The sequence below is a fragment of the Mycoplasma sp. 6934 genome (assembly GCF_055523595.1).
Map to the genome: position 1 here is coordinate 136,811 of NZ_JBVFVE010000001.1, position 24,752 is coordinate 161,562.

Here is a 24,752-nt window from a genome sequence, read left to right on the forward strand (position 1 = left end):
TTTGCTATAAAAAAGTTTTTTATATTTATTTTTAATAATTAATTGCTCCTTTTTTATTTTTATTATATAATTAATAGTATTAAATTTACATAAAAATATCACAAAGGAGAAAAATGTTACACGAAGTAAATAGTCAACAAGCCCAAGAATTAATTAAAGACGGAAAAAAAATACTTGTTTTCCACGCTTTATGATGCGGTCCTTGCAAAATGTTCAAAAACACCCTAGAAGAATTTTCAAAAAAATTCAACATTGATGTTGTTAGAGTTAATATTGAAGAAAACAAAGAAATGGCAATAGCTCACAATGTTGCATCAATTCCATATACAGAATTGTATTCAAATGGAACCAAAGTAGGTAGCCTTTTAGGATACCGTAATGTTGCACAACTAAGTACTGAATTAGACAATTTTTTAAAATCTTAATCTTAAAAAATACAAAAACCAAGACTAAAAACTTGGTTTTTGTATTTTTTAAAAAAATAGTGGTGCCGACAACTGGACTTGAACCAGCGACCCCATCCTTACCATGGATGTGCTCTACCTGCTGAGCTATGACGGCATATGAATTAATTATAACAAATAAAATTAAAATGCAAATATTTTTTTAATTTTTGTATTTATATATTATAATACTTAAATATTTGATTTGATTTTTATACATAAACTTAATGTAAATAATTTAACAAAATAAAAATTTTAATATTTTAATGTTTATGATATAATAACTAGGCAAATTTAAAAAAATCATACAACTATAATATTATAAGTTTACAAATTAACGTGGAGGAAGAATGAGACAAACAACGATAGTTAATTCACAAAAAGCAGATAAAAAATGGTACGTAATTGATGCAGAAGGACAAGTTGTAGGACGTCTATCAGCTTTTGTTGCTTCAGTACTTAGAGGAAAACACAAACCAACTTTTACTCCAAATGCAGATATGGGTGATAATGTTATCATAATAAATGCCGCAAAAGTAGTTTTAACTGGTAAAAAAGAAGAAAATAAAGTTTACTACTCACACTCAGGCTATCCTGGTGGACTTAAAAGCATTGTGGCTGCAAAATTAAGAGTAAAAAGACCTGCTGCTTTAATTGAAAAAGCTGTGCATGGTATGATACCACACACTAAACTTGGGAACAAACAGCGTCGTAATTTATTTATTTATCCAGGACCAGATCACAAGCATGAAGCACAACAACCAGAAAGATTAGAGGTTAAATAATTATGTCAGCAAATTTAGAATTTAAAGCTTTAGGTAGAAGAAAATCTTCAGTAGCCCGTGTTAAGTTAACAAAGGGTGCAGGAAAATTCATTGTTAACTCTAGAGATGCTCGTGAATACTTAACTTCAGATATTTACTTAAAAGATGCTAATCAACCATTTGTATTAACAGAAACAACAGGTCAATTCGATGTTTCAGTTAAAGTAAAAGGTGGTGGTTTAAGCGGGCAAGCTGGTGCTATTAGATTAGGTATTGCTCGTGCTTTGTTAGAAGCTAGTGCTGATTACCGCCCAGTTTTAAAAGCTGCTGGTATGCTTACTAGAGACGCTCGTGCTAAAGAACGTAAAAAACCTGGTTTACGAGCAGCCCGTCGTGCAAGACAATTTTCAAAACGTTAATTTTAATAATAAATATTTGACTATTATTCAAAAATATGGTATAATAGTCTTACTAATGCGAGCGTAGCTCAGCTGGTTAGAGCACACGACTGATAATCGTGAGGTCGATGGTTCAAGTCCATTCGTTCGCACCATTTCATAATTTGACCCAAAACGAGTTTGCAAAAACTTGTTTTTTTTCATTTATTTTATTTTTTATTTTTTTAAGAAAATATTTGTGGATTATATTTTTATACAAAATAAAAAACAAGAAATTTATAAAGTTTTAGGATTAAATGTATACTTTTTATTACTTATGAGGTTTAAAAGTTAGAGGAATAAAACCACTTTAAATACTGTATTTATATGCTTTCAGAGCTTGACATATCAAACAAAGATATAAGTTTTTTTTTTTTTTTTAATATAATTTATATGTAAGTTTTAAAAAATTTACAAAAAAGATAGTTATGAATCTAACAATAGAATTATGCTTTAACTATTATTTATGTGCTTATTTTATTTATTTTCGTAATATAAGTTAAAATATTATTGCTTTTAAAAAGATTCATAACTCTAAATTTAAAGTTTATTATAATGAAAATACAAATAATATAAAGATGTCTTGAACAAAGCTAATTATTAAAGTCAAGACCTTAAAATTAATTTAGTATTTTCATTTTTGCAACCTTTATAGAAGTTTATACAATATGCAATGGTGATATCACTAATTCAAAATATTCCCATATTAATTAAAATACTATTAGACCAAGTATAATACTAAAAATTTATAAAATAGCAATTTGTTCACACATAAACTTTAAATTAAATAAATATTTAAATAGAAAGGTATAAATATGAAGGGTTATTTAGAGAAATTTAAAAAATCACTGCAAGGATTAACGTACAAACAAATTATAGCTTTAATTATTTTGGCGGCTGCTGATGTATTTGTTATTGCAGCCCCTTACTATATTAAAAATATTATTCCTAACTTACATACTTATTTAAATATAAGGGAAGATCAGGTAGCGAGACTAACTGCTATTATTGGTTGAGTTACGTTAGCAACACAACTACCAGGAGGATTTTTAGCTAATAAATTTAGTTCCAGATGATTACTTTGATCCGCTGTTTTTTCAACTGGGGCAATCACAGTTTGATTTGGAATTACCATTTTAAATGCTAAATCACAATCTCCAGATTCATTATTTGGACAATATGCAACTATTTGAGGGCTATGAGGGGTTTCATCTACTTTAGTTTTCTGGACACCACTTTGAAAACTTGTTTCACAACAAACAACTAAAGAAAACCAAGGTTTAGCTTATGGGATTCAAGGTACAGCAAATGGTGTAATCGGATTATTTTTAGTATTCTTACTAGGACTATTAATTACCAATGTTTGATCACCTAAAGTTGTTGACACAGATAATGCACAGCTTCCTTTCGCAGTTTATGCATTCTGTATCGCAGGATTTTTAATCCTTACCTCATTTTTAGTGTTATTCATGGTACCTGAATTACCAATGGAAAAAAACACTGAAAAAATGTCATGAGCAAGAGTAAAGAAAAGCATTATTCAAGTTTTCAAAGCAATGAAAAACTGAAAACTTTGAGCTTTATCTGTATTCTTAATGGGAATGTATACATTCCAAAGTGTCTTTGCATACTACTTAGTACAACTTTTAAACAACGCATTCTTAGCACCAGCTATTTTAGCAGCAGTGCTAGGAGGAATTAGAACATACGGACTTAGAAGTATTGTATCAACCTTTATTGGTCGTTGAGCTGATAAATTTAGATCATACATCTTATTCTTATTAATTGCAACAGGAATTGGAATTATAGTTGTTGGTGCAATTATTCTTACAGGATATGGAGCCCCAGATCTTAAAGGTTTAACTGCGGCTACATATACAAAGACATCAACTGATATATTTATTATCGTTTTAACATCTGCATTATTTATCATTGCTGGTGTTTTATCATGAGCAATGGTAACTTTAAGATATGCTCAAATTGGTGAAATTGAAATTGAAAAAAATTCATATGCTTCAAGTGTAGGTGTATTATCATTTATTGGTTTCTCAATTGATGCATGATTATATGAAATAACTGGTGCTGTAGGGAAAGCCTATACACCAGCAGGTTCAACTAACACATCAGTTGTTGGTTATCAAATTATTTTAGTGATTTGTTTATCTATTGCATTACTAGGGGTATTAGCTGGTTTAGCTGTATACATATCAAATGTTAAAGAACTTAAAAAACTAGGTAAAACAAATCACAGATGGAGAACTCTTGAAAATGCCTAAAAAACAATTACTTTTAGCACACCGTGGATATTCAGCAATCGCACCTGAAAATACTGATTTAGCTTTTGAAATGGCTTATCAATATGACTTTGATGGAGTAGAAATTGATGTTCATTTAACTAAAGACAAAGAATTAGTTATTATTCATGATGAAAATACTAAACGCACCGCTTTAGTTGATAGAGAAATTGAACATAGCACATTATATGAACTTAGAAAAGATGACCATAGTGAATTCTTTAAAGTAAAAACTAGAAAACAAACTATCCTAACTTTAGAAGAATTTTTAGATAAATATTTAGATCTATATAAATTAATCAATATTGAGATTAAAACTGACCAAAAACCATATTATGGAATTGAGTCTAAGATTAATAAATTAGCTGAAAAATATGGTGATAAATTCTTTGAAAAAATTATCTTCTCATCATTTAATTTCCAAACCTTACGTAACATGAGACTATTAAATGAGAGATTTTTACTAGGATTTTTATTCTGAACTGAATCACAATTTAAAAAGATTGAGTTAAAAGAAATCAAGGAAGTGTGCCAATTTCTTCACCCATGAACAGTTTTATACGATAAAGACAAAGCACGTTACAAAGAAATTGGCTTACCATTATTACTTTGAACTATAAAAAGTGACTTAAAATATTCTGAATATCGCAAAGACGATATGGTGTATGCTCAAATTAGCAATTACAAATTTGACAAAACTAGATAACAAAAAAAGATATTAATTAGAAATGTCACATGCAAGTTTTTTGCATGTGACATTGTTTTTGTCTGCCTTGTAATAAAATAATGGTATTAATAAATTTTCAAAAATTAAAGGAGACCTTAAAATTATATGAAAAATTTAGAAAAATATATTTGTGTTTTTGACAAATATCGAAAAGAAAATAAATATCAACATTTTAAAATTGAAGAGAATTACAACACTATCTTGAAAATGCAAGGAGCTCTTGGGGCACAACGAAAATTACGATCAGATCAAATCGATCTAGAACAACTTTATAATATTTTACAAGAACTTTCTGAAGGCTTCTCAATCCAAGAAGTAGCCAAGATTTTTGATAGAGACGTTCGAAGTATAAAAAGTAAAATTGAAATTATTACAAATCACAGACTATTGAGTTTAGATAAACACAATCGCTATGTTTGTCCTAAGTGCTTAAAAAGAGTAATGCGTGTTAAAACCCTTAATTTTACCAAACTATACGAACATTTATTAGGCTATTCATTTTTGCGACTCTTTTTTGTAAGTGATGCAATTAAAGAGAAATGAAAGGCCTACAGAAAGTATTGGTATAGTGAACTTAATACATACAATAAAAATAGAAATAAAAAAAATTTACAGCAAAAAGAAGTTAAGAAATCAGTTACCTACCTTGTCAATTCTTTTAAAAAAATATCACCTGATGAATTTGCTCCTTCACCTAGTACAATTTATAAAATAATTAAAAAATACCCTTATTTCCTTGAATTTGACCATATTGTTAGAAAATCTTAAGGAAAATATGGTGCACGGAAGCAAAAGCAAACCAAATCTAAAACATTAAAATATGCAACAGAAATTTCAAAACGTCCAGCTTATATTAATGATCGCTCTGAACATGGCCATTTTGAATTAGACACTGTTATTGGCAAAATCAATGATACATATTGTATTGTAACCATAATTGAACGGCAAACCAGAATGTCTTATGCTATGCTTTCAAAACGTAACTCCAAAGCTATCAAACAAACTCTTGTCAAACTAATCAAGAAACATAGCTTAGAGATTAAAACTTTAACAGTTGATAATGGTAGTGAAAATGTCTTATTGCACCAGGTCATTCCAACTGAAAGATTATTTAAATGCCAACCATATAGTTCATGACAAAAAGGTTCAATAGAAAATATGCACCGCTTAATTAGGTATTACATTCCCAAAGGAAAAAGCTTAGATAAATACTCTCAGCAAGAAATTGATTATATGATGGAAAAAATAAATAACTACCGACAAGTTGTACGGCAATACAAGATAACCTAAAAATTTTTTTAATCCCCCGCCTTTGATTGCAATCAAAGGGGCCTTACTTTTGGCAAAAGTAAGCAAAACCAACGAGAAAGCACTACCGTGTTTTCTGTTTTAGCATACATTTTTTTATGTAAAATTTATGTTAAAATTAAAAGACAATTATTTTGTTAATATCTTGAATGTGACTTTTCCAAAAAACATAATTAAAAAATATAAAAAAATATTTACGTTTTTTAAGAACTATTGTATAATTATAAAGCCTAAAAATAACGGAGAAGTAGCTCAGCTTGGTAGAGCACTACATTTGGGCTGTAGTGGCCGCAGGTTCAAATCCTGTCTTCTTCACCATTTATGGGGGGTTAGCTCATTTGGCTAGAGCGCCTGCCTTGCACGCAGGAGGTGGTGGGTTCGAATCCCATACTCTCCACCATATATGGCACTGTAGCTCAGTTGGTTAGAGCATCCGGTTCATACCCGGAAGGTCAAGAGTTCAACTCTCTTCGGTGCTACCATAAATATTAATTAAATTTTGGACCTATAGCTCAACGGTTAGAGCAACCGGCTCATAACCGGTCGGTTACAGGTTCGAATCCTGTTAGGTCCACCAAAAATAATGGGTGATTACCCAAGTCTGGCTGAAGGGACTAGTCTTGAAAACTAGCAGGGGCTTCACGGCCCGCGGGGGTTCAAATCCCTCATCACCCGCCACCATTATTTTATTTATATATCGCGGAGTGGAGCAGTTTGGTAGCTCGCCGGGCTCATAACCCGGAGGTCATAGGTTCGAGTCCTGTCTCCGCAACCATAAGGTCCAGTGGTAAAGTGGTTAATACGCCTCCCTGTCACGGAGGAGAACGCGGGTTCGATCCCCGTCTGGACCGCCATTTTTGGCCCTGTAGCTCAGTTGGTAGAGCAACAGATTGAAGCTCTGTGTGTCGCTGGTTCGATTCCTGCCGGGGCCACCAAAAAAATCAAAATTTTCATTAGTATTTAAATATTTTTCTGCTATAATATTAATGAATTAATAATGCGGGTGTAGTTTAATGGCAGAACTTCAGCCTTCCAAGCTGACTATGAGGGTTCGATTCCCTTCACCCGCTCCATTTCATGTGTGACCATCTTTTCAAACCGCAATAGCGGTTTGTTTTTATATTTTTTGCTTCTATAAAATAAATAAATGTGTAAAATAATAAAATATAAGAATATTTGGGGGTTTTATGGGTATTTTTAGCAACTTAATTAAGAAAAAAAAGAAAGCAATAACCATCACAAAAGTATTCCCTATTTTTGAAGGTAAAATTAAATCTCTTGCAGATGTATCGCATTACAACTATGATTATCATAGTCTTGGTGAAGGTTTTGCAATTGAATTTAGCAATTCATTGCAATATATAATTATTAAAGCACCTATATCAGGAGTTTTGGATTTAATTTTTCCATCATTAAATTCCTATGTTTTAAAAACTAAGGAAGGTGTTAAGGTACTTATTAGTTTAGGGGTTGAATCTTTAAGCCTGCCGGAAGCTTTTGAAGCCTTAGTTGAAGAAGGTAAAGAAGTGCGCGAAGGTGATGCATTAGTTAAAATTGATTTAAATAAATTGAGAGATAAAGGCATTAACACAGATGCAATTGTTTTAGTATTACCTGAAAGTAATGCAACTCAAGTTGAATATGAGGATTTCATGGCAGGAGCAATTGTTGATCCCAAACAAGCAATTATAAGTATTTATAAATAATTTGGTTTAAGATTGTAGAATAACTACTTTTTTGAACTACATTTTTAATTTTCTGCCCAGACTGTTGGGGTTAATCTTTTTTTATTTTTTGATTTATATTATGATGCTTTTGTTGCAAAAAAAAGATAATGAAAAAACAAACCAAAAAATTTTTTTCTTCTTTGGCAACTAAATTGGAAAATTTATATATTTTTTGATGTTTTTACTGTCTAAAAAATTAAGACATAATTATGTATATCATTACATTAACTACAAAATTTTAAAATGAAGCAAAAAGATTTTTAACCCCCCCTCCCTTGATTGCAATCAAGGGGGCCTTACTTTTGAAAAAGTAAGCAAAACTCCCAGAAAACACGTCCCGTGTTTTCTATTTTTATTATTTTCTTTTTTAATAAAAAATATTAAAATTAATATGCATCAATTTTTATTTCATCATTGATGCTTCTGTGTAATGCTCTAAGTATCTCTAAATACTCAGCCATAATCTTATTGGCTTCAAGGTTATTTCCTTGTGCATTCACAGAGACACTATTAAACTTTGAGATATATAATTCAAGAGTTTTAAAAAATGAGTTTGTTTTCTTGTGGATAAATGCTAGTTTTCCAACGGCAGGTATAGAATAATCTAAACCTTTTTCAAGAGCTCACATTTCTGTAAAGCTTAGATATTTTCCAGTAGGTTCTTTGGCAAAGTATTTTTTTCCATTATATTTAAAATACAAATTATCATCAGAAGAATGTACTAACACAACATCAGAATTATAAGGAAATATAATCCTTTTGTCATGCATATCGAAAGCTGCAAGGTTTTTACCTTGGTATCTAACAACACCATTTAAAACTTTTCTATTAATCTCTAAATCAACGGCTCAATTGCCGTTTTTCTTTCCTTCTTTTTGAAAGACATTATGTTTAGAAATTATTTTTTTATTCCTTGTGTTGTAATAATTTTGAAATACTTCGTTATTTTGTTTTAAATCATTAATATCTTTATATCCGTTTTCATGAATTAATAATGGGTATTGATCTAATGATGTTCTAAAAGATCTCTCAACGTGAGGTTTATGTTTGGGATTAGATGAACTGAGTACTTCTATTCCTTTTTTATTTAAATCTTTTTCAAAAATTGTTTGTGCGTTTTCGTTTCCCCAAAAAGTTCTTCTTTTATCAGTATAAATTTTCTTTGGAAATCCATATTTCTTAAATACTATTTCTAACAGTCTTTGATATCCTAATGTTGTTTCTTGTTCTTCAAATCATGCTGCTAATAATGTTCCAGTAGCAACATCAATTGCATGATAAAGATAGAATGGTTTATTATTTTTTAAATATGGTTCAAGCTGAGCATCGATTTCAACAATTTCACCAAATTCTAAATTTTTCTTTAGACCCAAAATTTGTCTTTGTTTTTCATTTTGTTTAATTTGTTTATAATATTTTTTTAATAGCAATGTTGTCTCTTGTGAAGTTTTCTTCTTTGATAATTTTGCTATTTTTCTTCCTCTTTTGGTTGTATGTATATTAAATAATCCTAATTGGTTGAATCTTCTTACCAAAGTTTTGTAAGAAATTTTTTGCCTTATAAAAGAACCATATTCTGAATAATAATAACTTTTAAACGAAAGTTGGTTATTTGTTAGAACGCTATTTAAAATAATTTCACATGTTTTTAAATAATCTTTAAACACTAATTCAATTTCTGAATCGGTAACTTTGCAACTTCTTTGTTGATTTTTATTTTTATGACTGATGTTAATTTCTTGATTACTTTTTATTATTTTTTTATATCTTTTTACAGTTGATACACTAAGGTTTGTAATTAAACTAAGTTGAGATAAAGATTTTTCAATATTAGCAGCAATTAATATGAGAGATTGCTGTTTTTTTAGTTCGTAGTTTGTTAAGTTTTTGTACTTATCTATGTTATGTTTGATTCTCATAAATAATTTATACCATATTTTAATTAAATTAGTTCATTTTCCATGGGATTTATATATGGGTCTAAATAGTTGTCATTGGACAAGCAATTATAAGTATTTATAAATAATTTGGTTTAAGATTAAAATCTGCTATAATTAAAAAGCATCATTAGCTCAGTTGGCAGAGCAGCTGGCTCTTAACCAGCGGGTCGCAGGTTCAAGCCCTGTATGATGTACCATATCATATTATATGACCAAAATTAAAAAAACCATTTAAAAGGTTTATTTATGCACTATTAGCTCAGTTGGTAGAGCATTTGACTCGTAATCAAAAGGTCGCAGGTTCAAGCCCTGTATAGTGCACCAAAAAATATTTTTTTGATATAAATTTTTTCATATTAAAAATATAAATCCTATAATTTTCTAGCTGTAAAGCTAGTTTTTTAATAAAAAAAGCTTAATACTAATTATTAAGCTTTTTAATTTTTATTTAGCAATTTTTTTAGCTATAAATTCTTCAACATCTTTTGCTTCTTTTTCTTTACCAATATGTTTGAATAATTCAATATTATGAACTAAAAATTCAGAGATGTTTTGTGCTTCTTGTTCACTTGCATAAAATGCAATTTTGTCTTTGTATTTTTCTTTTGCTGATTGTGAGTCTAAAGTGAAGTCAGTAAGCATTTTTGATCTTAAGTAATTTATGGCTGTAGTTTTTTCAGCTGTTGCATTAATTTCATCATCAATAGCTTTTTCAGAAGTTTTTAGCAATGAAATATATTCACGTTTTTTAATTCCAAATTGTTCAAGATTTTTATTAAACTCATTTTTAAGTTTATTGATTTCTTGTTCATAAAAGATTTTGTTTAGTTTTATTTTAGATTGTTTATAAGCTTCAAAAGCTAATTCTTCAACATATTTAGTTAAGTTTTCAGATAAACCTTCAAGGTTTAATTTGAGTTCAGTAAGTTTTTGAAAGTCTTTTAAGTTTTTAACATTTTTATTACCAAGTTTTTCAAAAATACTATCATCAAGACCTAAAGTACTTTGTCTTAGGATTTTGTGAATTTTAACTTTAAATACAGCATCTTTTCCAGCATATTCTTTAACAAAATAAGTTTTAGGGAATTGGACATTTACTTCACCCTCATAACCTGCTTTTTTATTTAATAATTGTTCTTCAAAACCTTTAATAAATGAATTTGAACCTAATTCTAATTCATAGTGAGTTGCTTCACCACCTTCAAAGGCTACATCATCAATAAATCCTTTAAAATCTAAATCAACAGTATCTCTTAATTGTGTTTTAGCATTTTTATCTGTAACTTCAGTTTTTGATGTTAAATGGCTGGTAAAATGTGCAATATCATCTTTAACCATTTCTTTTGTTACTTTAGGTAATTCTAGTTTTGCAGCAACTTTCGCAAAGTTAACATCATCAAATGATGGAATCACTGGTAAATGCACTTCAAGATGCAATTCCTTTTCGTTTGATTCTTTACCAATACTTAATCCTAAAATATATTTAAGAACTTGTAATTTTTTATCACTTAAGTACTTAGTTAAATCTGTTCACTTTGAATTAACATATTCTCTAATAATTTGATCTTGCACTGCAAGCATATCAACTCTTTGTAATAATTTTTCCTTTGGTGCTTTCCCTGGTCTATAACCTGGAACTTTGATTGTTTTTACAGCAATATCTAGAGATTTTTGTAATTTTAAATCAAAATCTTTACGGTCTCAATTTAAGGTTACTAAAACTTCGTTTTTTTCTCCATTAAATTTATGTTTAAACATTGTTTCTCCATTTCTCCTTATTGTTTAAAATCTATAATATTATAAGTATATTTTTATATTTTACACTATTATTAATATTAATTAATAAACTTATTAATATTTTTCGGATTTAATTTACCAGATAAAATTCCAATAATTAATTTAAAGACTACAGTATCTAATTTATAAGCGCCTATTATTTCAACTAAAACAATGGTTGCTTCCTTACCCTCAATAGTTCCTTTAAATGATTTATTAGCTTCTAATAACCCATGCTCCGCAATGGCTTTTCCGTAAGAGAAATTACGGCTTTTTTGGGAGAAGCATGTAAGGATTGTATCGCCTATGGTTGAATAATTTAAGATTGCTTTATATTTCTTTTGCCTAGCAATTATTTTATAAATCTCGAGCATTTCCATTAATCCGCTAGTTAAAAAAGCAGCATGTGTATTATGTGAGTCATTTAAGGCATGCAAAATTCCGCAACCTATCGCTAAAACATTCTTTAAAGAAGCAAATAATTCGGCAGCAAAATGATCTTCAAAAACTACTAATTTAAAATATTTATTATTAAACTGTTCGCTTAAATATTTAGCATAAGCAGGGCTAGGACTAATTACATTTACAATTGTGTTTGAGCCACTAAATAACTCAGGAGCAAATGAAGGTCCTAGAATTGTTGCAAAATTAGCTAAATTATCCTTCATTTTTTCCTGGATAAAACTTGAAAAAAACATTTTTGTAGTTTTTTCAAATCCCTTAGCTAAATTAATTAAATTAAACTTTTGTTTTGGTCTCAAATTTTGCAATTGTTCTAGCACGTTTGCAATCGCAAACGAAGGAACTGCTAAAACTAATGAATCACAATCATCAATCAATTCTTCTAATGAATCAGTTGCTCTAATTAACTCAGGATATTTAAAAGTTTGATCTTTAAAATATTTCGCATTTAATCCTCGATTAATATCATTAATTTCATTATTATCAATACCATACATTAAGACAGGTATGCGATTGCTCACTAAAACATTTGCAATTGCTGAGCCATAGGCGCCTGTTCCAATAAAACCAAATTTATACTTTTTATTCATAATTGAATATTATATATTAAAGATTAATAAAACCCTTTTAATAAATGAAGGACAATATCATTTATTAAAAGGGTTATTATTGGCAGGAGTAGCAGGATTCGAACCCACAACACACGGGGTTGAAGCCCGTTGTTCTACCGTTGAACTATACTCCTATTTGTTGTCTAAAATATTATACCTTAAAAATAAAAAATAAAAAATAAATTTGTTTTTTTTAAAAAGTGTGTATAATTAATAAGCAAATCTGGGGGGATAGCAAAGCGGCCAAATGCGGGTGGCTGTAACCCACTTTCTTAGGATTCGGGGGTTCGAATCCCTCTCCCCCCACCATTATTGCCCCATAGCCAAGCGGTAAGGCATCGGGTTTTGGTTCCGACATGCGTTAGTTCGAATCTAACTGGGGCAGCCATATCATCGCTTAAAAAGCGGTGTTTTTTTATATTTTTTTATAATTATATTATAATTAAAGTATATGAAAAGCCAAAAAGAACTTGAGAAGATAACCCCAATGGAACAAGATTTTGCCAGATGATACACAGATGTTGTCAAAAATGGTAATTTAATTGCTTATGGTCCAACCAAGGGTTCATTAATTTTCAAACCTAATTCATATGGGATTTGAGAATTAATTCAAGAAAACTTAAATAAATTATTTAAAAAGAAAGGAATTCAAAACGTATATTTACCGCTTTTAATACCTGAAAGTTTGTTCAATTTAGAAAAAGAACATATTGCTGGTTTTAATCCTGAGTTAGCAACAGTTACACATGTTGGCGAAAAAGAACTTAGTGAAAAATTATTTATCAGGCCGACTTCAGAAGTATTATTTACCGATTTATTTAAAAACTCAATTAAATCGTATAATGATTTGCCATTGGTATATAACCAATGGGCAAACGTTGTGCGGTGAGAAAAAACCACCAACCCATTTTTGCGTTCACGTGAATTCTTATGACAAGAAGGACATTCTTGTCATTCAGACGCAATGGAAGCTAGAATTTTAGTTCGTGAAATGATTAAGTTATATGCTAAATTCTTAAAAAAATATTTAGCAATTCCAACTATTTTAGGTAAAAAAACTCATAAAGAGAAGTTTGCTGGTGCTTTAAGTACTTATACCATTGAAGCAATGATGAAAGATGGGAAGGCATTGCAATCTGGAACTAGCCATTATTTAGCTCAAAATTTTGCAAAAGCTTATAAAATTAGTTTTAAAAATAAAGAAAACCAAGAAAACTTTGTTTATCAAACTTCGTGAGGAATGACTACTCGTTTAATTGGTGCATTGATTATGACTCATGGCGATAATCGCGGAATTATTATTCCACCACGGGTTGCTCCTGTGCAAGTAGATGTTTTAGAATTATTTGCGGCTAAAGATCCAAAAGTATCTGAAGTTGCAAAGAAATTAAGTATAGATTTAGGAAGATTGTATAGAGTTAACTTAGATTCTTCAAATAAAAATCCAGGCTTTAAAGCATCTAATAGTGAAATTCAAGGTGTCCCATTACGTGTTGAAATTGGTCCAAGGGACCTTGAACAAAATAAAGTGCAATTAATCAGAAGAGATACTTTACAAAAAGAATTAGTTGACCTTGCAGATGTTAAGAAGCGTGTTGGTGTTTTATTAGAAGAGATTCAAGAAAATTTATATCTTGAAGCTAAAAAACGTTTGGAGGATAAAACCAAACATGTTGATAATTATGAAGACTTCAAAAAAGAAATTGCTGCTCAAAACTTTGTAGTTGCACCATTTTGTTGTTCTGATACAGTTGAAGAACTGATTAAAGAAGAAACTGGAGCTAGTGCTCGTTGTATTTTGTTAAAAAAACAAGTTATGGAGAAGAAAAGTCTCAAAAATTGTATTAATCCTGAGTGCGACAATGCAACACGTAGATACGTTGTTTTTGCTAAATCATACTAATTTTTAAAAATTCCCCGGGAAAAACTGGCCATTTTTCCTTTTTCAGTTTTTTTGGCAAGATTTATTTAAAATATTAATAGAAAAATGTAAAGAGGTAAACAATGCTCGACAAGAATATTTTAGATGCAAAAAAACTTATGATGAAAGAAATGGAAGACAAGGATTTTTACGCACAAATGTGTAAATTACTTAGAGAATTATTCGCAACATACTTAGAATACAAAGATTTAATCAAGAAACAACTTATCAGAACAAAACTCGAATTAAGATTTTTCCCAAATGATAAAAATATCGAAGAAGGTTTAGGTTATTTGGAGGAAAAATTAAAGAATAAGGAAGATTTTATTCAATTAATACTATCTTATATGAGTGCTGAATCAGCTTGATTATTAAAAAATTGTTATTTAAACAACGAAACCAAAGATATGACCGAATGATATTTAAAACATTTCTCAAAAACCACCTTTTATAAAAAGAAAAAAACTGCAGTTTTAGAATTTGCGAGTTATTATCTTGTATTACTATAACTACAGTTATGAGCAACGAGAGAATTCAAGTAGCTCAGATGAGAATTTTGTTTTAGGTGATAATTTTACTTCAACTATCTTTTGGAATGATCGTGATGTTAAAAACAAGCACGAGTGAGAAGTAAACTTTGAACTTGAAGTTTCTTATAGTCCTGGATTAAAGGCGCCACACGTCTTTTTTGAACCTAAGAATTTAGATACTAATAAATTAATTAAAGGCTACACACTTCGTATCAACTCTAAAGAAGTTGGTCGTTTTGTTACAAACAAAAAGGCATTAATTGACTTTAACAATACTGTAAAAGAATTCACTAAAGAGGCAGAAAACTTAAAAAATCTTGAAATTGCTTTTTTGAATGATGAACTTAAAGAAGTTGGACAATATATCATTCTTTATGATAAAGTGAACAAAAATAGTGATAAAAGAGTATTAACTAGTAATAAAACTCAAAAGATCAAAAAACCTTTTGCCTATGTTTATTTTTTAAACAATGGTAAATTAACTATTCAACGTAAATATTTCCATATTATTTTTCTTTGAAATGATATTGTAAAAAATACTAAGATTACTCAAATTGGATCGATGGTATATTATTCTGATCCTTTGCGTAAAGAAATTAAGGAATTATTTCCGAAAAGTGATGATATTCAACTGTTGGTTGAAAATCCTTATTTTAGAATGCCTAACGTAATTGAAAAAGATCCAAATATTGCTATTTCAACAAAAGCGCAAGTTGATGATGATTCGGTTTGAACCGTTACATTTCATATTGATGATTATCTTGCTCCTGATTATATTAATGGAACAATTGTGAAAAGTTCATCAAGCATAAATGCTAAAAAGGTTTTAGAAATACCTGAAAAAGTTACACCTAGATATGAATATGTACTTAGTTTTCATTTATTTAATGATTTAGTTAGTGTCTACAATAATGGTGAAAAAAATCCTGAAGATCAACCTAAGCCAGATAAAAGCCGATATTTAGAAATTGTGGAATCTGAACGGGTACTTGAAAGAGAATACTCATATAAAATAACTTTAGAAGAAATTAATAGTATGCATTTTAATCGATCGACTGAATGAACTATTGAAGATTATCAAATTAGGAAACGCCGCAATGAGTAAACTAGGCTCAAAAGCTAAGATTTTATTATTTGTATCAGGAGCCATCTTGGTGGGATCTTTAGGTTATGTTATTATTACTACTCAAAGGAAATCTAATGATGAAACACCAAAAGAGCCGCGTTTAGAAGAAAAAGAACCTGGTAATGATCCTATTAATCCACCAAAAGCAAGGCGGTCAATTTTTCCGCAAATTTTACAAAAAGAAATTGAGTATACGAAAAAATATGACCAAAGCGGAAATGTAATTTTAGATCAAGCATTTGCTTCAAGATTATTTAGACATATTTTATATCGTGTTGACTCTTTCAAAGGTGAAATTTTGTTTGACTATACAATTAACCAAAGTAAAAAAACTATAACACTTTATTTTAAATTAATGGATGGACAAACCTTAGTTGAAGCAAAAAGTTATGAAATCCCGTTTTAGAGTATAATTAGCATATGAATACAAGAGACAAAATTATTGCAAAATTTGAATCTTTGACTAAAAAGAAAGTTAGTGAACATGATTTTATTAAAGATTTAAAAATAGATTCTCTAGATTTAGCAGAAGTTATTATTGAAGCAGAAGAAGAATTTAATATTTCAATTAGCGATCTAGAATTATTATCTTTAACTACAATTAAGAGTGTAATTGATTTAGTTCAAGAAAAACTTAATTTGTTTTAGTAATATAAATTTAAAGTTGGCAATAGGAAATGCCAACTTTTTATATATCCAAAAATAATTTATTTTTTGCTTTAATGTTTTTAAACTAGGGTGTGGTATAATTTTAAGGTAAATATATATATATATATATATCTGAGTATGCTTATATATTTACACAATTTCAAATATCGAATTTTAATTACGAAAGGAAAAAGAAATGTCAATCACAGGACTTTTTAAATCAAAGTCAGCTAAAGCTAGTGATAATTCTAAAAAAGGTAATTTACGCCAAATTTTATCTAAAATTTCTGGTGCATTTATGTTACCTATTTCAGTTATGTCAATTGCTGGATTGTTCCTTGGTGTTGGTGCTGCTATCGCAAGTAACAGTACAGCAGAAGGTGCTAAGAAATTTGGTGAATTTATCCAAACTTTAGGTGACCCAGTGTTTGCTGCATTACCAGTTTTATTTGCTATTGCTTTTGTTATAGCCTTTACTGATGAAGCCGGTGTTGCGGTTTTTGCAACGATTATTGGTTACTTAATATTCGTTGCTGTTCAACAAGTATTTATTACTGAATCTCAGACTCCAGACAAACAACCTCAAGTTGTTATCTTGTTTGAGGGAGCTGGGCGTAGTAAAAGTGAACTTGTTAAAATCGTAGGTAAAACATTAGGATTTACCTCACTGCAAACCTCTGTTTTTGGTGGTATTGCAGTTGGAATGATTGTACAATATTTATACAATAAATTCCACACAATTCAATTACCTCAAATTATTTCATTCTTTGGAGGAAAGAGATTTGTTGCATTAGTAACTATTCCTGCAATGGCTTTACTTGCAATTGTATTCTTAATTTTCTGACCATGAGTGGGTATTATTCTTAACAAATTAGGTGCCGCATTAGGCAGAACTCCATATGGATTTGATTCCCTAATTTTTGGGTACATCGAAAGATCATTAATTCCATTTGGATTACACCATGTATTCTACTCTCCATTATGATATACATCAGTTGGGGGAGATGCTGGTGCAACTATTGAATCTGGTCTTAAAGCTGCTGGAACTGTAGTTGTTGCTGGTGAAAATACAGCTGCTATTTTAAAGGATTATAACTTAGATAAAGCAGCATTCCAAGGTGACTCAACAGCTGCCTTAAAACTTCTTAAATACGGAAACTTTATTGACTATACCGCTGATGGTAAAAAGTTTGCAATTCCATTGTTTACATTCTTACAAAATAATGGAATGAAAATTGGTAGATTTGCCGATGGTAAATTCTCAGGAATGATGTTTGGACTACCAGCTGCTGCAGCTGCTATGGTGTGAGCCGCTCCAAAAGAAAACCGTAAAGTAGCAATTGGTACTGTGTTCCCTGCTGCACTTACTTCATTTGTAACAGGTGTTACAGAACCAATTGAATTCACATTCTTATTCTTATCACCATTATTATTCTGAGGATTCCACGCTGTTATGATGGCTATTTCATTTTGATTAGCTAACTTACTTGGTGTGCATATTCCAATGGCATTTAGTGGTGGAGCATTAGATATGTTATTATATGGAATTGTTCCAGTTCAAAAAGGAACAAACTTCTGATGACCACTTCTTGTTGGTATTGCTTATGTACCAATTTACTTCTTTGGATTCTTATTTATTATCAAATGACAAAACCTTGAAACACCAGGTCGTGGAAAAACAGTAAGATTATTTACTAAAAAAGACTACCTAAACAAAAAAGATGGTAAAACTGTGGAAAAAGTTGAAGATAAGACAACAGTAGATCCACAAGTTGCTGCTATTGTTGAAGGTTATGGTGGAGTAGATAATATTGTTGCATTTAACAACTGTGCTTCAAGATTAAGATATGATATTAAAGATTTATCTAAAGTATCAGAAGAAAAACTAAAAGCTGCTGGAGCAGTTGCTATTAAAGTCGAAGGTGCAAACCACGTACAAGCAATTATGGGTCCAGTTGCTGAACAATTAAACGCAAAAATTAAATCACAAATTTCACTACTTAGATCTCAATCTCCAGCACCAGTTGTTGAAGAAAAAACTGAAGATCGATGTAATGAAATAAAATTATATAGTCCTTCAAAAGGTAAATTAGTTGATATTAGTGCAGTTCAAGACGGAGTATTCTCTGACAAACTACTAGGAGATGGATTTGCTATCCAAGTTGGCGAAACAGGTAAAGTTGATGTTTATGCACCAATTGATGGTAAAATTACTGTAGCCTACCCAACTAAACATGCCTTTGGCATCGTGTCAACATGTGGAGCATTATCATTACTAATTCATATTGGTGTTGATACTGTTAAACTGGACGGACTTGGATTTACATCATATGTTGAGGTAGACCAAGTTGTATCAAAAGGTGATAAAATTTCTACTGTTGATTTAGATGTTTTAAAAGCTAATGGTATTGCTAAAACTGATGTTATTGTTGTTGCGCTTTCTGAAAGTTCAAAAACTACAGTTGTTTTAGAAAACACTGGATCTTCAGTTGAACAAGCTACCTTAGTTGGAAAAGTACTATAAAATTTAAATACTACCTAAATATATAAAAACATACCATATTGGTATGTTTTTCATTTATGTTATAATATTAATATTATGACATATTTTCAACAAGCTACTAGATCAAGTAACCCTAATCCTTTTTATAGTGGCGAACGTAGTTTAAAAATTGATTCAACAGTTGCAATTTTACTAGCCATTTCATTTATTATTTTTGCAATTATTTGCCTTGCAATGCATAATTATACCCGTCGCAAGATAAAAGAGTATAAAGAAAAACAATTACATGAATATAAGTTAAATAATCCTAGCCGTAAAAATGTAACTTACGAAAATGCCCGCTTATATTTACCTGCCTGGCAAAGAGCCAAATATAATGCCCATATTTTTCTCGCAGTTATTTTTATTGTTGGAGCAATTGCTTTTTTAAGTGGAAGTACTCTAACAACTTTATAAAATTTATCTTTTTTGTAATTTTTAACACTATTTTATTTTAATAAAATTTAAATTAAAAGATAGACTTAGAATTATCAAAATTTATAAATAACCAATTAATGATTAATTCCAGATTATAACCAGCTGAAAAAATATTAAATGAAAAAATATCTTGATAAATACATTAAAAGAGGTATTAAGTGAAGAACATCATGACAAAAAATTTAGTTAATAGTAATGATACTATCATTTAGAGATTTAGTATTTTCTTTTTTGTAAATTTGAAACTGCAAGAAATTTGTTTTTTCATTTATATTAATTTAATGAATATAGAATATTTATGTTAAAATTGTCTTGAGAATTTAACTTCTTAAATTATTTTAAATATAATAAAAAGGATATTTATGCAAATAAAAACTAAACTTAAAAGATTATTTTACTTGTTCAGTGTTCCTGCACTGGCTTTGGCTACGCTATCTGCAGTATCTTGTTCTAATACAACAAGTGAACCCTACTTTTCAGAATCAAAAACAGATGGGGGTCAAAGTAAACTGGGAAATTTTTTTCGGACGGTTTTACCTTCCCCAACCATACCATTTGGCTAAGCCAAACGGAATGCTTTGGGAAGGTTTTTTTATCTTATTCTTTTATAATTATATCAGCTTATAAATTCTTTGATTTTTTGTGATAATTCAATAAAAGTAAGTCTTTTACAGGTTTGATCAAAATTTGGGAAAATTTCACTTTTAAGAATTGAAAAGAAATACTCAATTTCACGATTGTCAAGACTATTACCAATTCTTGACATTGATATTTTACCTTTTAGTGATTTTATTTTTTTAGTATATTCAAGCGAAGAATAAGCAGATCCGTGGTCAGAATGTAAAATAAAATTTTTTTTGAATTTTGTATTACTGATATTATTCAAAATTAGTTCGGTATCATTTCTAAGTGATAATTCATAGGTCACAAACTTAGTTTTATGGTCGATAATTGCGGATAAATAAATATGATTTTGCTCAATGTCTTTTGGTGCTGGTATGTAGGTCACGTCTGTTGCATATATATTATTGTTGATTGAATTATAATCTCGTTTTACTAAATCAGGCACTTTAACACAAGTATTTTTAGATTCTTTGTTTTTACGTTTTTGTCTAACAAATGTTTTTAAATTAAGTTTTTTCATATAATTCCCAAGGGTTCTAGGATTTATTTGAATATTATATTCTTGGAAAATATATTTAGCAAGCCTCCTTCGTCCATACCTTTCTTTATTTTCGACAAAACTTTTAAAAATTATTTCTTTGTGTTTGACATTTATCTCTTTAGCTTTGTTGTTATCTTTCAATTTCTCATAATATGTGGATCTTGCTATTAAAAAAATTTTTGCCTTGTATTTTGATGAAAGATTTTCAATTTCTTTAATATTTTTAATATCTGCATCAATATTATTTTCATTAAAAATTCGATAGTAGTATTTTATAACTGCATCTTTTTCATCATCTTTAAGAGTATTAATTCATGTATAATCGAGAACTTTCTTTTTCTTTCTCCCAACACCTTTATCTTTCTTGGGTGATTTACCGCTTTGTGATTCTATGTTCATATTTAAATTATACAGTTTTCTTTTCTTTAACATATTTTTCATTGATTCTTTGTTTCAGTATGCTTTTCTGATGTCAAAACAGAAATTTTCAAATTCTGCTTTGGTTATTCCCAGGTTCAAGTATTTATCGTATAAGTCAAAAATTTTAATTCATTCTTTAGTCTTTAAATGTCTCATAACTACCTCTTTTTCTTTATATTAAAAATATTCGGATTTTGTCCGAATATTTCTTCCCTGTCTATTAGAAATTATTTTTTTATTCCTCGAGTTGTAATAATTTTGAAATACTTCGTTATTTTGCTTTAAATCATTAATATCTTTATATCCGTTTTCATGAATTAATAATGGGTATTGATCTAATGATGTTCTAAAAGATCTCTCAACGTGAGGTTTATGTTTGGGATTTGATGAACTGAGTACTTCTATTCCTTTTTTATTTAAATCTTTTTCAAAAATTGTTTGTGTGTTTTCATTTCCCCAAAAAGTTCTTCTTTTATCAGTATAAATTTTCTTTGGAAATCCATATTTCTTAAATACTATTTCTAACAGTCTTTGATATCCTAATGTTGTTTCTTGTTCTTCAAATCATGCTGCTAATAATGTTCCAGTGGCAACATCAATTGCATGATAAAGATAGAATGGTTTATTATTTTTTAAATATGGTTCAAGCTGAGCATCGATTTCAACAATTTCACCAAATTCTAAATTTTTCTTTAGACCCAAAACTTGTCTTTGTTTTTCATTTTGTTTAATTTGTTTATAATATTTTTTTAATAGCAATGTTGTCTCTTGTGAAGTTTTCTTCTTTGATAATTTTGCTATTTTTCTTCCTCTTTTGTTTGTATGTATATTAAATAATCCTAATTGGTTGAATCTTCTTACCAAAGTTTTGTAAGAAATTTTTTGCCTTATAAAAGAACCATATTCTGAATAATAATAACTTTTAAACGAAAGTTGGTTATTTGTTAGAACACTATTTAAAATAATTTCACATGTTTTTAAATAATCTTTAAACACTAATTCAATTTCTGAATCGGTAACTTTACAACTTCTTTGTTGATTTTTATTTTTATGACTGATGTTAATTTCTTGATTACTTTTTATTATTTTTTTATATCTTTTTACAGTTGATACACTGAGCTTTGTAATTAAACTAAGTTGAGATAAAGATTTTTCAATATTTGCAGCAATTAATATGAGAGATTGCTGTTTTTTTAGTTCGTAGTTTGTTAAGTTTTTGTACTTATCTATGTTATGTTTAAATATCATAAATAATTTATACCATATTTAATTAAATTAGTTCACTTTCCAAGGGATTTATATATGGACCTAAATAGTTGTCATTGGACAATATATATATATATATATATATCTTTTTACGATTTTATCTTTCTAAATATTTATTATAATTAATATGTGGCACTTTTATAAGAAAACAAGCTGCACAAATTAGAACTTATAAAATACATAAAGGGGGGATAACTAAATGTTATCAAAAGTTAAAAAAATGTTACTAATGATTCTAGGGTCAGTAGCAATTACATGTGTAGCTTTAATTCCAAATACTAAAGTAACAAATCAAAATACAATTAATAGTTATTGATATAATAACTTAAATAATACCAAATTTGAAATTAGGGATCAATTAATTATTAAGGAATGATCACCAAACGGAGAGTTAATTAACAAATCAGTTAATAATGACTTTGAACTTAAATTATTGTTAAATCCAGGTTTTGAAACTGATAATGAGGATTTTATTCGAAAATTTAACAATGATTTTATTAATAAGGTTACAAATAGTAACTTAGTATTTTCAGAATCCACTAGTAGCAGAATAATGCCAATTGTACTATTCTACTTTAAATCTGAATCTGATAGGGAATTATTTGTAAATCATATTAAGAACTGACGTGAAATTTATAAAATAATCATATATAAAAATGAAGATATTAACCAAGGAGTTTGAGGTAACGATCCTGGATTTGATTATTACCGTAGAGCATATTCTCATTTAAATATTGCGCCAAATAAAAACCTAAATAATTTTAAACAATCTGTCGAAAAAAACGTGGGCATAATAAAAGCCGATGTTGGTCTTTTAGATAAAAGAGTTGGAAAAATAGGGGTTTTAGAAGTTGGAAACGAAAAATTTGATGATAAATACAAAGAATTTTTTAAAGGTGGAATTAAAATTAACCAAGATCTTGTTTTAGAACCCAATTCCCCAATTGATGAACATGGAATTATGGTTTCAATGATAGCAGGTAGTCAATTTGGTGTTGATAGATCATCTTCTGTTTATTTATCAAAATTCTTAAAGCATAAAGACTGGCAAGAAGCAATTGAAAAAATGATAATTGATGATGGTGTAAGAATTATTAATCATAGCTATGGACCAAGTTACGATGGTGATAAGGCAAATTACTATAAACTTTATGAAGATAAGGCATATTATTTAGACTATATTTCAAGAAAATACGGTGTTATTAATTTTATTTCAGCAGGAAACGATGGAAATAAAACTGACCATCAAATTACAAAAAGTAAACTATCTTTTAATTCTATTATAGTTGGTTCCTTAGATAAAAATGCAAGCGAATATAATTTAAAAACTAATAAAGTTGTTAATAGTTCAAACTATAAGTTAAATACTCAATATGAAAACCTAGCAAAACCACTTGTAGTAGCACCAGGATTTTATAATAATATTTTTTACCAAAAAGGAGTTAAAGATAGCCATGAAATTATTAATGGCACAAGTTTCTCAACGCCACTCGTAGCTGGCCTAGTGTCTAATTTCTTAAAAAAGTATCCTGAAATTAACAAAACAGAATTAAGAGTACCCATTATAAAAGCAATTTTATCTGCATCTGCTGTTACCCCCCAGTTATCTGAATTACAATATAAATCTAGTGGATATGAACAAAAATACGGGGCAGGAACACCAGATGGTATAAAAATGCATGAGGCAGCTAGAAACTATAGAACAATTAGCATTAAGCCAACTAAAGAAACTGGAACAGTTTTTACAAGCAATGAGATCTTTTTGAATATAAACCAAACAATAAAAGTATCAAGTTCATGAACTTTTAATGCTGGTGTACTAAAAAATATTCCTAGCTGAGAAAGTTATCAAACAAATTATAATTGGTGAACTGGGCATAGCAATTTACCTGGCTCATCAAATAGCGAGGAAGAAGAAATAAGAAAATTTTGAAATAAAATTCATGACAAAGAATTTTGGCCAAAATTTAATGAAACCATTAAGTACCAAGGTCATAGATGGTTTACTGATTATGATTTATTCCTTGAGTACAAAGAGTCAAATGGTAAATGGGTTGAAATAAAAAGGGTGTCTACTGTTGCATCTAATGATGAGTTAATCGAACACAAAGCAATAAAAGGTGGTCTGTATAGATATGTAATAAAAAAAATACTCATCATCAGAATATACTAATTCTGTTGATGACTTAGTCGCAGTAACCCATGTG

Annotated in this window: 21 protein-coding genes, 16 tRNA genes and 1 pseudogene; 31 read left to right on the forward strand and 7 right to left on the reverse strand. The window is 29.2% G+C overall.

Annotated elements, in window-relative coordinates:
• Nucleotides 1-113: 113 nt before the first annotated feature.
• Nucleotides 114-425 carry a thioredoxin family protein gene (locus AC0B4S_RS00510; protein ID WP_465101187.1) on the forward strand — a complete coding sequence of 104 codons (312 nt, stop codon included), beginning with the start codon at nt 114-116 and terminating at the stop codon, nt 423-425.
• Between the two features lie 60 nt (nt 426-485).
• On the opposite strand, the gene AC0B4S_RS00515 is transcribed toward AC0B4S_RS00510, so the two are convergent.
• A tRNA-Thr gene (locus AC0B4S_RS00515) sits at nt 486-561 on the reverse strand.
• A gap of 232 nt (nt 562-793) precedes the next feature.
• Here AC0B4S_RS00515 and rplM point away from each other — a divergent pair.
• The 17 genes and pseudogenes from rplM (at nt 794) to AC0B4S_RS00600 (ending at nt 7,679) form a co-directional block, all read left to right on the forward strand.
• A complete protein-coding gene (rplM, locus tag AC0B4S_RS00520) occupies nt 794-1,228 on the forward strand; it encodes a 50S ribosomal protein L13 (protein ID WP_465101188.1) in 435 nt (144 codons plus the stop codon).
• Nucleotides 1,229-1,230: 2 nt separating this feature from the next.
• A complete protein-coding gene (gene rpsI / locus AC0B4S_RS00525; RefSeq protein WP_465101189.1) occupies nt 1,231-1,626 on the forward strand; it encodes a 30S ribosomal protein S9 in 396 nt (131 codons plus the stop codon).
• 57 nt (nt 1,627-1,683) lie between these two features.
• Nucleotides 1,684-1,760, forward strand: a tRNA-Ile gene (locus AC0B4S_RS00530).
• A 699-nt stretch (nt 1,761-2,459) separates the two neighbouring features.
• Entirely contained in the window at nt 2,460-3,920 is a 1,461-nt protein-coding gene (locus AC0B4S_RS00535; protein ID WP_465101190.1) for an MFS transporter, read from the forward strand.
• The gene (locus AC0B4S_RS00540) at nt 3,913-4,644 is read left to right on the forward strand and encodes a glycerophosphodiester phosphodiesterase family protein (protein WP_465101191.1); all 732 of its coding nucleotides are present in this window, start codon (nt 3,913-3,915) and stop codon (nt 4,642-4,644) included. Before AC0B4S_RS00535 ends, AC0B4S_RS00540 begins: the two co-directional genes overlap by 8 nt.
• A 126-nt stretch (nt 4,645-4,770) precedes the next feature.
• Nucleotides 4,771-5,433, forward strand: coding sequence for a hypothetical protein (locus AC0B4S_RS00545; RefSeq protein ID WP_465101192.1), 663 nt, complete (start codon nt 4,771-4,773; stop codon nt 5,431-5,433).
• 27 nt (nt 5,434-5,460) lie between these two features.
• Nucleotides 5,461-5,955, forward strand: a pseudogene (locus tag AC0B4S_RS00550) (IS30 family transposase); the annotation flags it as partial.
• 259 nt (nt 5,956-6,214) lie between these two features.
• Nucleotides 6,215-6,291: transfer RNA gene (locus AC0B4S_RS00555), tRNA-Pro, on the forward strand.
• 5 nt (nt 6,292-6,296) lie between these two features.
• A tRNA-Ala gene (locus AC0B4S_RS00560) sits at nt 6,297-6,373 on the forward strand.
• Nucleotides 6,374-6,378: 5 nt separating this feature from the next.
• Nucleotides 6,379-6,455 (forward strand) — tRNA-Met (locus AC0B4S_RS00565).
• Nucleotides 6,456-6,474: 19 nt separating this feature from the next.
• Nucleotides 6,475-6,550, forward strand: a tRNA-Ile gene (locus AC0B4S_RS00570).
• Nucleotides 6,551-6,558: 8 nt separating this feature from the next.
• Nucleotides 6,559-6,651: transfer RNA gene (locus AC0B4S_RS00575), tRNA-Ser, on the forward strand.
• Between the two features lie 20 nt (nt 6,652-6,671).
• Nucleotides 6,672-6,748: transfer RNA gene (locus AC0B4S_RS00580), tRNA-Met, on the forward strand.
• Nucleotides 6,749-6,751: 3 nt separating this feature from the next.
• Nucleotides 6,752-6,827: transfer RNA gene (locus tag AC0B4S_RS00585), tRNA-Asp, on the forward strand.
• A 5-nt stretch (nt 6,828-6,832) separates the two neighbouring features.
• Nucleotides 6,833-6,908, forward strand: a tRNA-Phe gene (locus AC0B4S_RS00590).
• 64 nt (nt 6,909-6,972) lie between these two features.
• A tRNA-Gly gene (locus AC0B4S_RS00595) sits at nt 6,973-7,046 on the forward strand.
• A 114-nt stretch (nt 7,047-7,160) separates the two neighbouring features.
• Nucleotides 7,161-7,679: a PTS sugar transporter subunit IIA gene (locus AC0B4S_RS00600; RefSeq protein ID WP_465101193.1), complete on the forward strand. Its 519-nt coding sequence runs from the start codon at nt 7,161-7,163 to the stop codon at nt 7,677-7,679.
• 407 nt (nt 7,680-8,086) lie between these two features.
• Here AC0B4S_RS00600 and AC0B4S_RS00605 read toward each other — a convergent pair whose 3' ends face one another.
• The gene (locus AC0B4S_RS00605) at nt 8,087-9,619 is read right to left on the reverse strand and encodes a transposase family protein (protein WP_465101194.1); all 1,533 of its coding nucleotides are present in this window, start codon (nt 9,617-9,619) and stop codon (nt 8,087-8,089) included.
• Between the two features lie 142 nt (nt 9,620-9,761).
• On the opposite strand from AC0B4S_RS00605, the gene AC0B4S_RS00610 reads away from it, so the two are divergent.
• A tRNA-Lys gene (locus tag AC0B4S_RS00610) sits at nt 9,762-9,837 on the forward strand.
• Between the two features lie 51 nt (nt 9,838-9,888).
• A tRNA-Thr gene (locus AC0B4S_RS00615) sits at nt 9,889-9,964 on the forward strand.
• Nucleotides 9,965-10,084: 120 nt separating this feature from the next.
• On the opposite strand, the gene tig is transcribed toward AC0B4S_RS00615, so the two are convergent.
• The 3 genes from tig to AC0B4S_RS00630 form a co-directional block, all read right to left on the reverse strand.
• Nucleotides 10,085-11,398 carry a trigger factor gene (gene tig, locus AC0B4S_RS00620; protein WP_465101195.1) on the reverse strand — a complete coding sequence of 438 codons (1,314 nt, stop codon included), beginning with the start codon at nt 11,396-11,398 and terminating at the stop codon, nt 10,085-10,087.
• A gap of 77 nt (nt 11,399-11,475) precedes the next feature.
• Nucleotides 11,476-12,468, reverse strand: coding sequence for an NAD(P)H-dependent glycerol-3-phosphate dehydrogenase (locus AC0B4S_RS00625; RefSeq protein WP_465101196.1), 993 nt, complete (start codon nt 12,466-12,468; stop codon nt 11,476-11,478).
• Nucleotides 12,469-12,548: 80 nt separating this feature from the next.
• A tRNA-Trp gene (locus AC0B4S_RS00630) sits at nt 12,549-12,623 on the reverse strand.
• Nucleotides 12,624-12,714: 91 nt separating this feature from the next.
• Between AC0B4S_RS00630 and AC0B4S_RS00635 the strand changes: the two genes are divergently transcribed.
• The 10 genes from AC0B4S_RS00635 to AC0B4S_RS00680 all read left to right on the forward strand — a co-directional run bounded on the left by AC0B4S_RS00635 (nt 12,715) and on the right by AC0B4S_RS00680 (nt 20,257).
• Nucleotides 12,715-12,798: transfer RNA gene (locus AC0B4S_RS00635), tRNA-Tyr, on the forward strand.
• A 4-nt stretch (nt 12,799-12,802) separates the two neighbouring features.
• Nucleotides 12,803-12,877 (forward strand) — tRNA-Gln (locus tag AC0B4S_RS00640).
• Nucleotides 12,878-12,940: 63 nt separating this feature from the next.
• Nucleotides 12,941-14,392, forward strand: coding sequence for a proline--tRNA ligase (gene proS / locus AC0B4S_RS00645; RefSeq protein WP_465101197.1), 1,452 nt, complete (start codon nt 12,941-12,943; stop codon nt 14,390-14,392).
• A gap of 101 nt (nt 14,393-14,493) precedes the next feature.
• Complete coding sequence (locus AC0B4S_RS00650) at nt 14,494-14,919, forward strand: MG284/MPN403 family protein (protein ID WP_465101198.1); 426 nt, start codon at nt 14,494-14,496, stop codon at nt 14,917-14,919.
• Nucleotides 14,891-16,045, forward strand: a complete 1,155-nt coding sequence (locus AC0B4S_RS00655) for a hypothetical protein (protein ID WP_465101199.1) — start codon at nt 14,891-14,893, stop codon at nt 16,043-16,045. Before AC0B4S_RS00650 ends, AC0B4S_RS00655 begins: the two co-directional genes overlap by 29 nt.
• Nucleotides 16,038-16,472, forward strand: a complete 435-nt coding sequence (locus AC0B4S_RS00660) for an MHO_1590 family protein (protein ID WP_465101200.1) — start codon at nt 16,038-16,040, stop codon at nt 16,470-16,472. The genes AC0B4S_RS00655 and AC0B4S_RS00660 overlap by 8 nt, the downstream gene beginning before the upstream one ends.
• Before the next feature lie 14 nt (nt 16,473-16,486).
• Complete coding sequence (locus tag AC0B4S_RS00665; protein ID WP_465101201.1) at nt 16,487-16,714, forward strand: phosphopantetheine-binding protein; 228 nt, start codon at nt 16,487-16,489, stop codon at nt 16,712-16,714.
• 196 nt (nt 16,715-16,910) lie between these two features.
• Nucleotides 16,911-19,238 (forward strand): PTS sugar transporter subunit IIABC, encoded by a 2,328-nt coding sequence (locus AC0B4S_RS00670; protein WP_465101202.1) that lies wholly within the window; start codon nt 16,911-16,913, stop codon nt 19,236-19,238.
• Between the two features lie 75 nt (nt 19,239-19,313).
• Nucleotides 19,314-19,673 carry a hypothetical protein gene (locus tag AC0B4S_RS00675; RefSeq protein WP_465101203.1) on the forward strand — a complete coding sequence of 120 codons (360 nt, stop codon included), beginning with the start codon at nt 19,314-19,316 and terminating at the stop codon, nt 19,671-19,673.
• 383 nt (nt 19,674-20,056) lie between these two features.
• The gene (locus AC0B4S_RS00680) at nt 20,057-20,257 is read left to right on the forward strand and encodes a hypothetical protein (RefSeq protein ID WP_465101204.1); all 201 of its coding nucleotides are present in this window, start codon (nt 20,057-20,059) and stop codon (nt 20,255-20,257) included.
• 29 nt (nt 20,258-20,286) lie between these two features.
• Here AC0B4S_RS00680 and AC0B4S_RS00685 read toward each other — a convergent pair whose 3' ends face one another.
• Together AC0B4S_RS00685 and AC0B4S_RS00690 are read right to left on the reverse strand one after the other, a co-directional pair.
• The gene (locus AC0B4S_RS00685; protein ID WP_465101205.1) at nt 20,287-21,435 is read right to left on the reverse strand and encodes an IS3 family transposase; all 1,149 of its coding nucleotides are present in this window, start codon (nt 21,433-21,435) and stop codon (nt 20,287-20,289) included.
• Between the two features lie 21 nt (nt 21,436-21,456).
• Nucleotides 21,457-22,527, reverse strand: a complete 1,071-nt coding sequence (locus tag AC0B4S_RS00690; RefSeq protein WP_465101206.1) for a transposase family protein — start codon at nt 22,525-22,527, stop codon at nt 21,457-21,459.
• A gap of 217 nt (nt 22,528-22,744) precedes the next feature.
• Here AC0B4S_RS00690 and AC0B4S_RS00695 point away from each other — a divergent pair, with 217 nt between their 5' ends.
• Nucleotides 22,745-24,718 (forward strand): S8 family serine peptidase, encoded by a 1,974-nt coding sequence (locus tag AC0B4S_RS00695; RefSeq protein ID WP_465101207.1) that lies wholly within the window; start codon nt 22,745-22,747, stop codon nt 24,716-24,718.
• Nucleotides 24,719-24,752 lie beyond the last annotated feature (34 nt).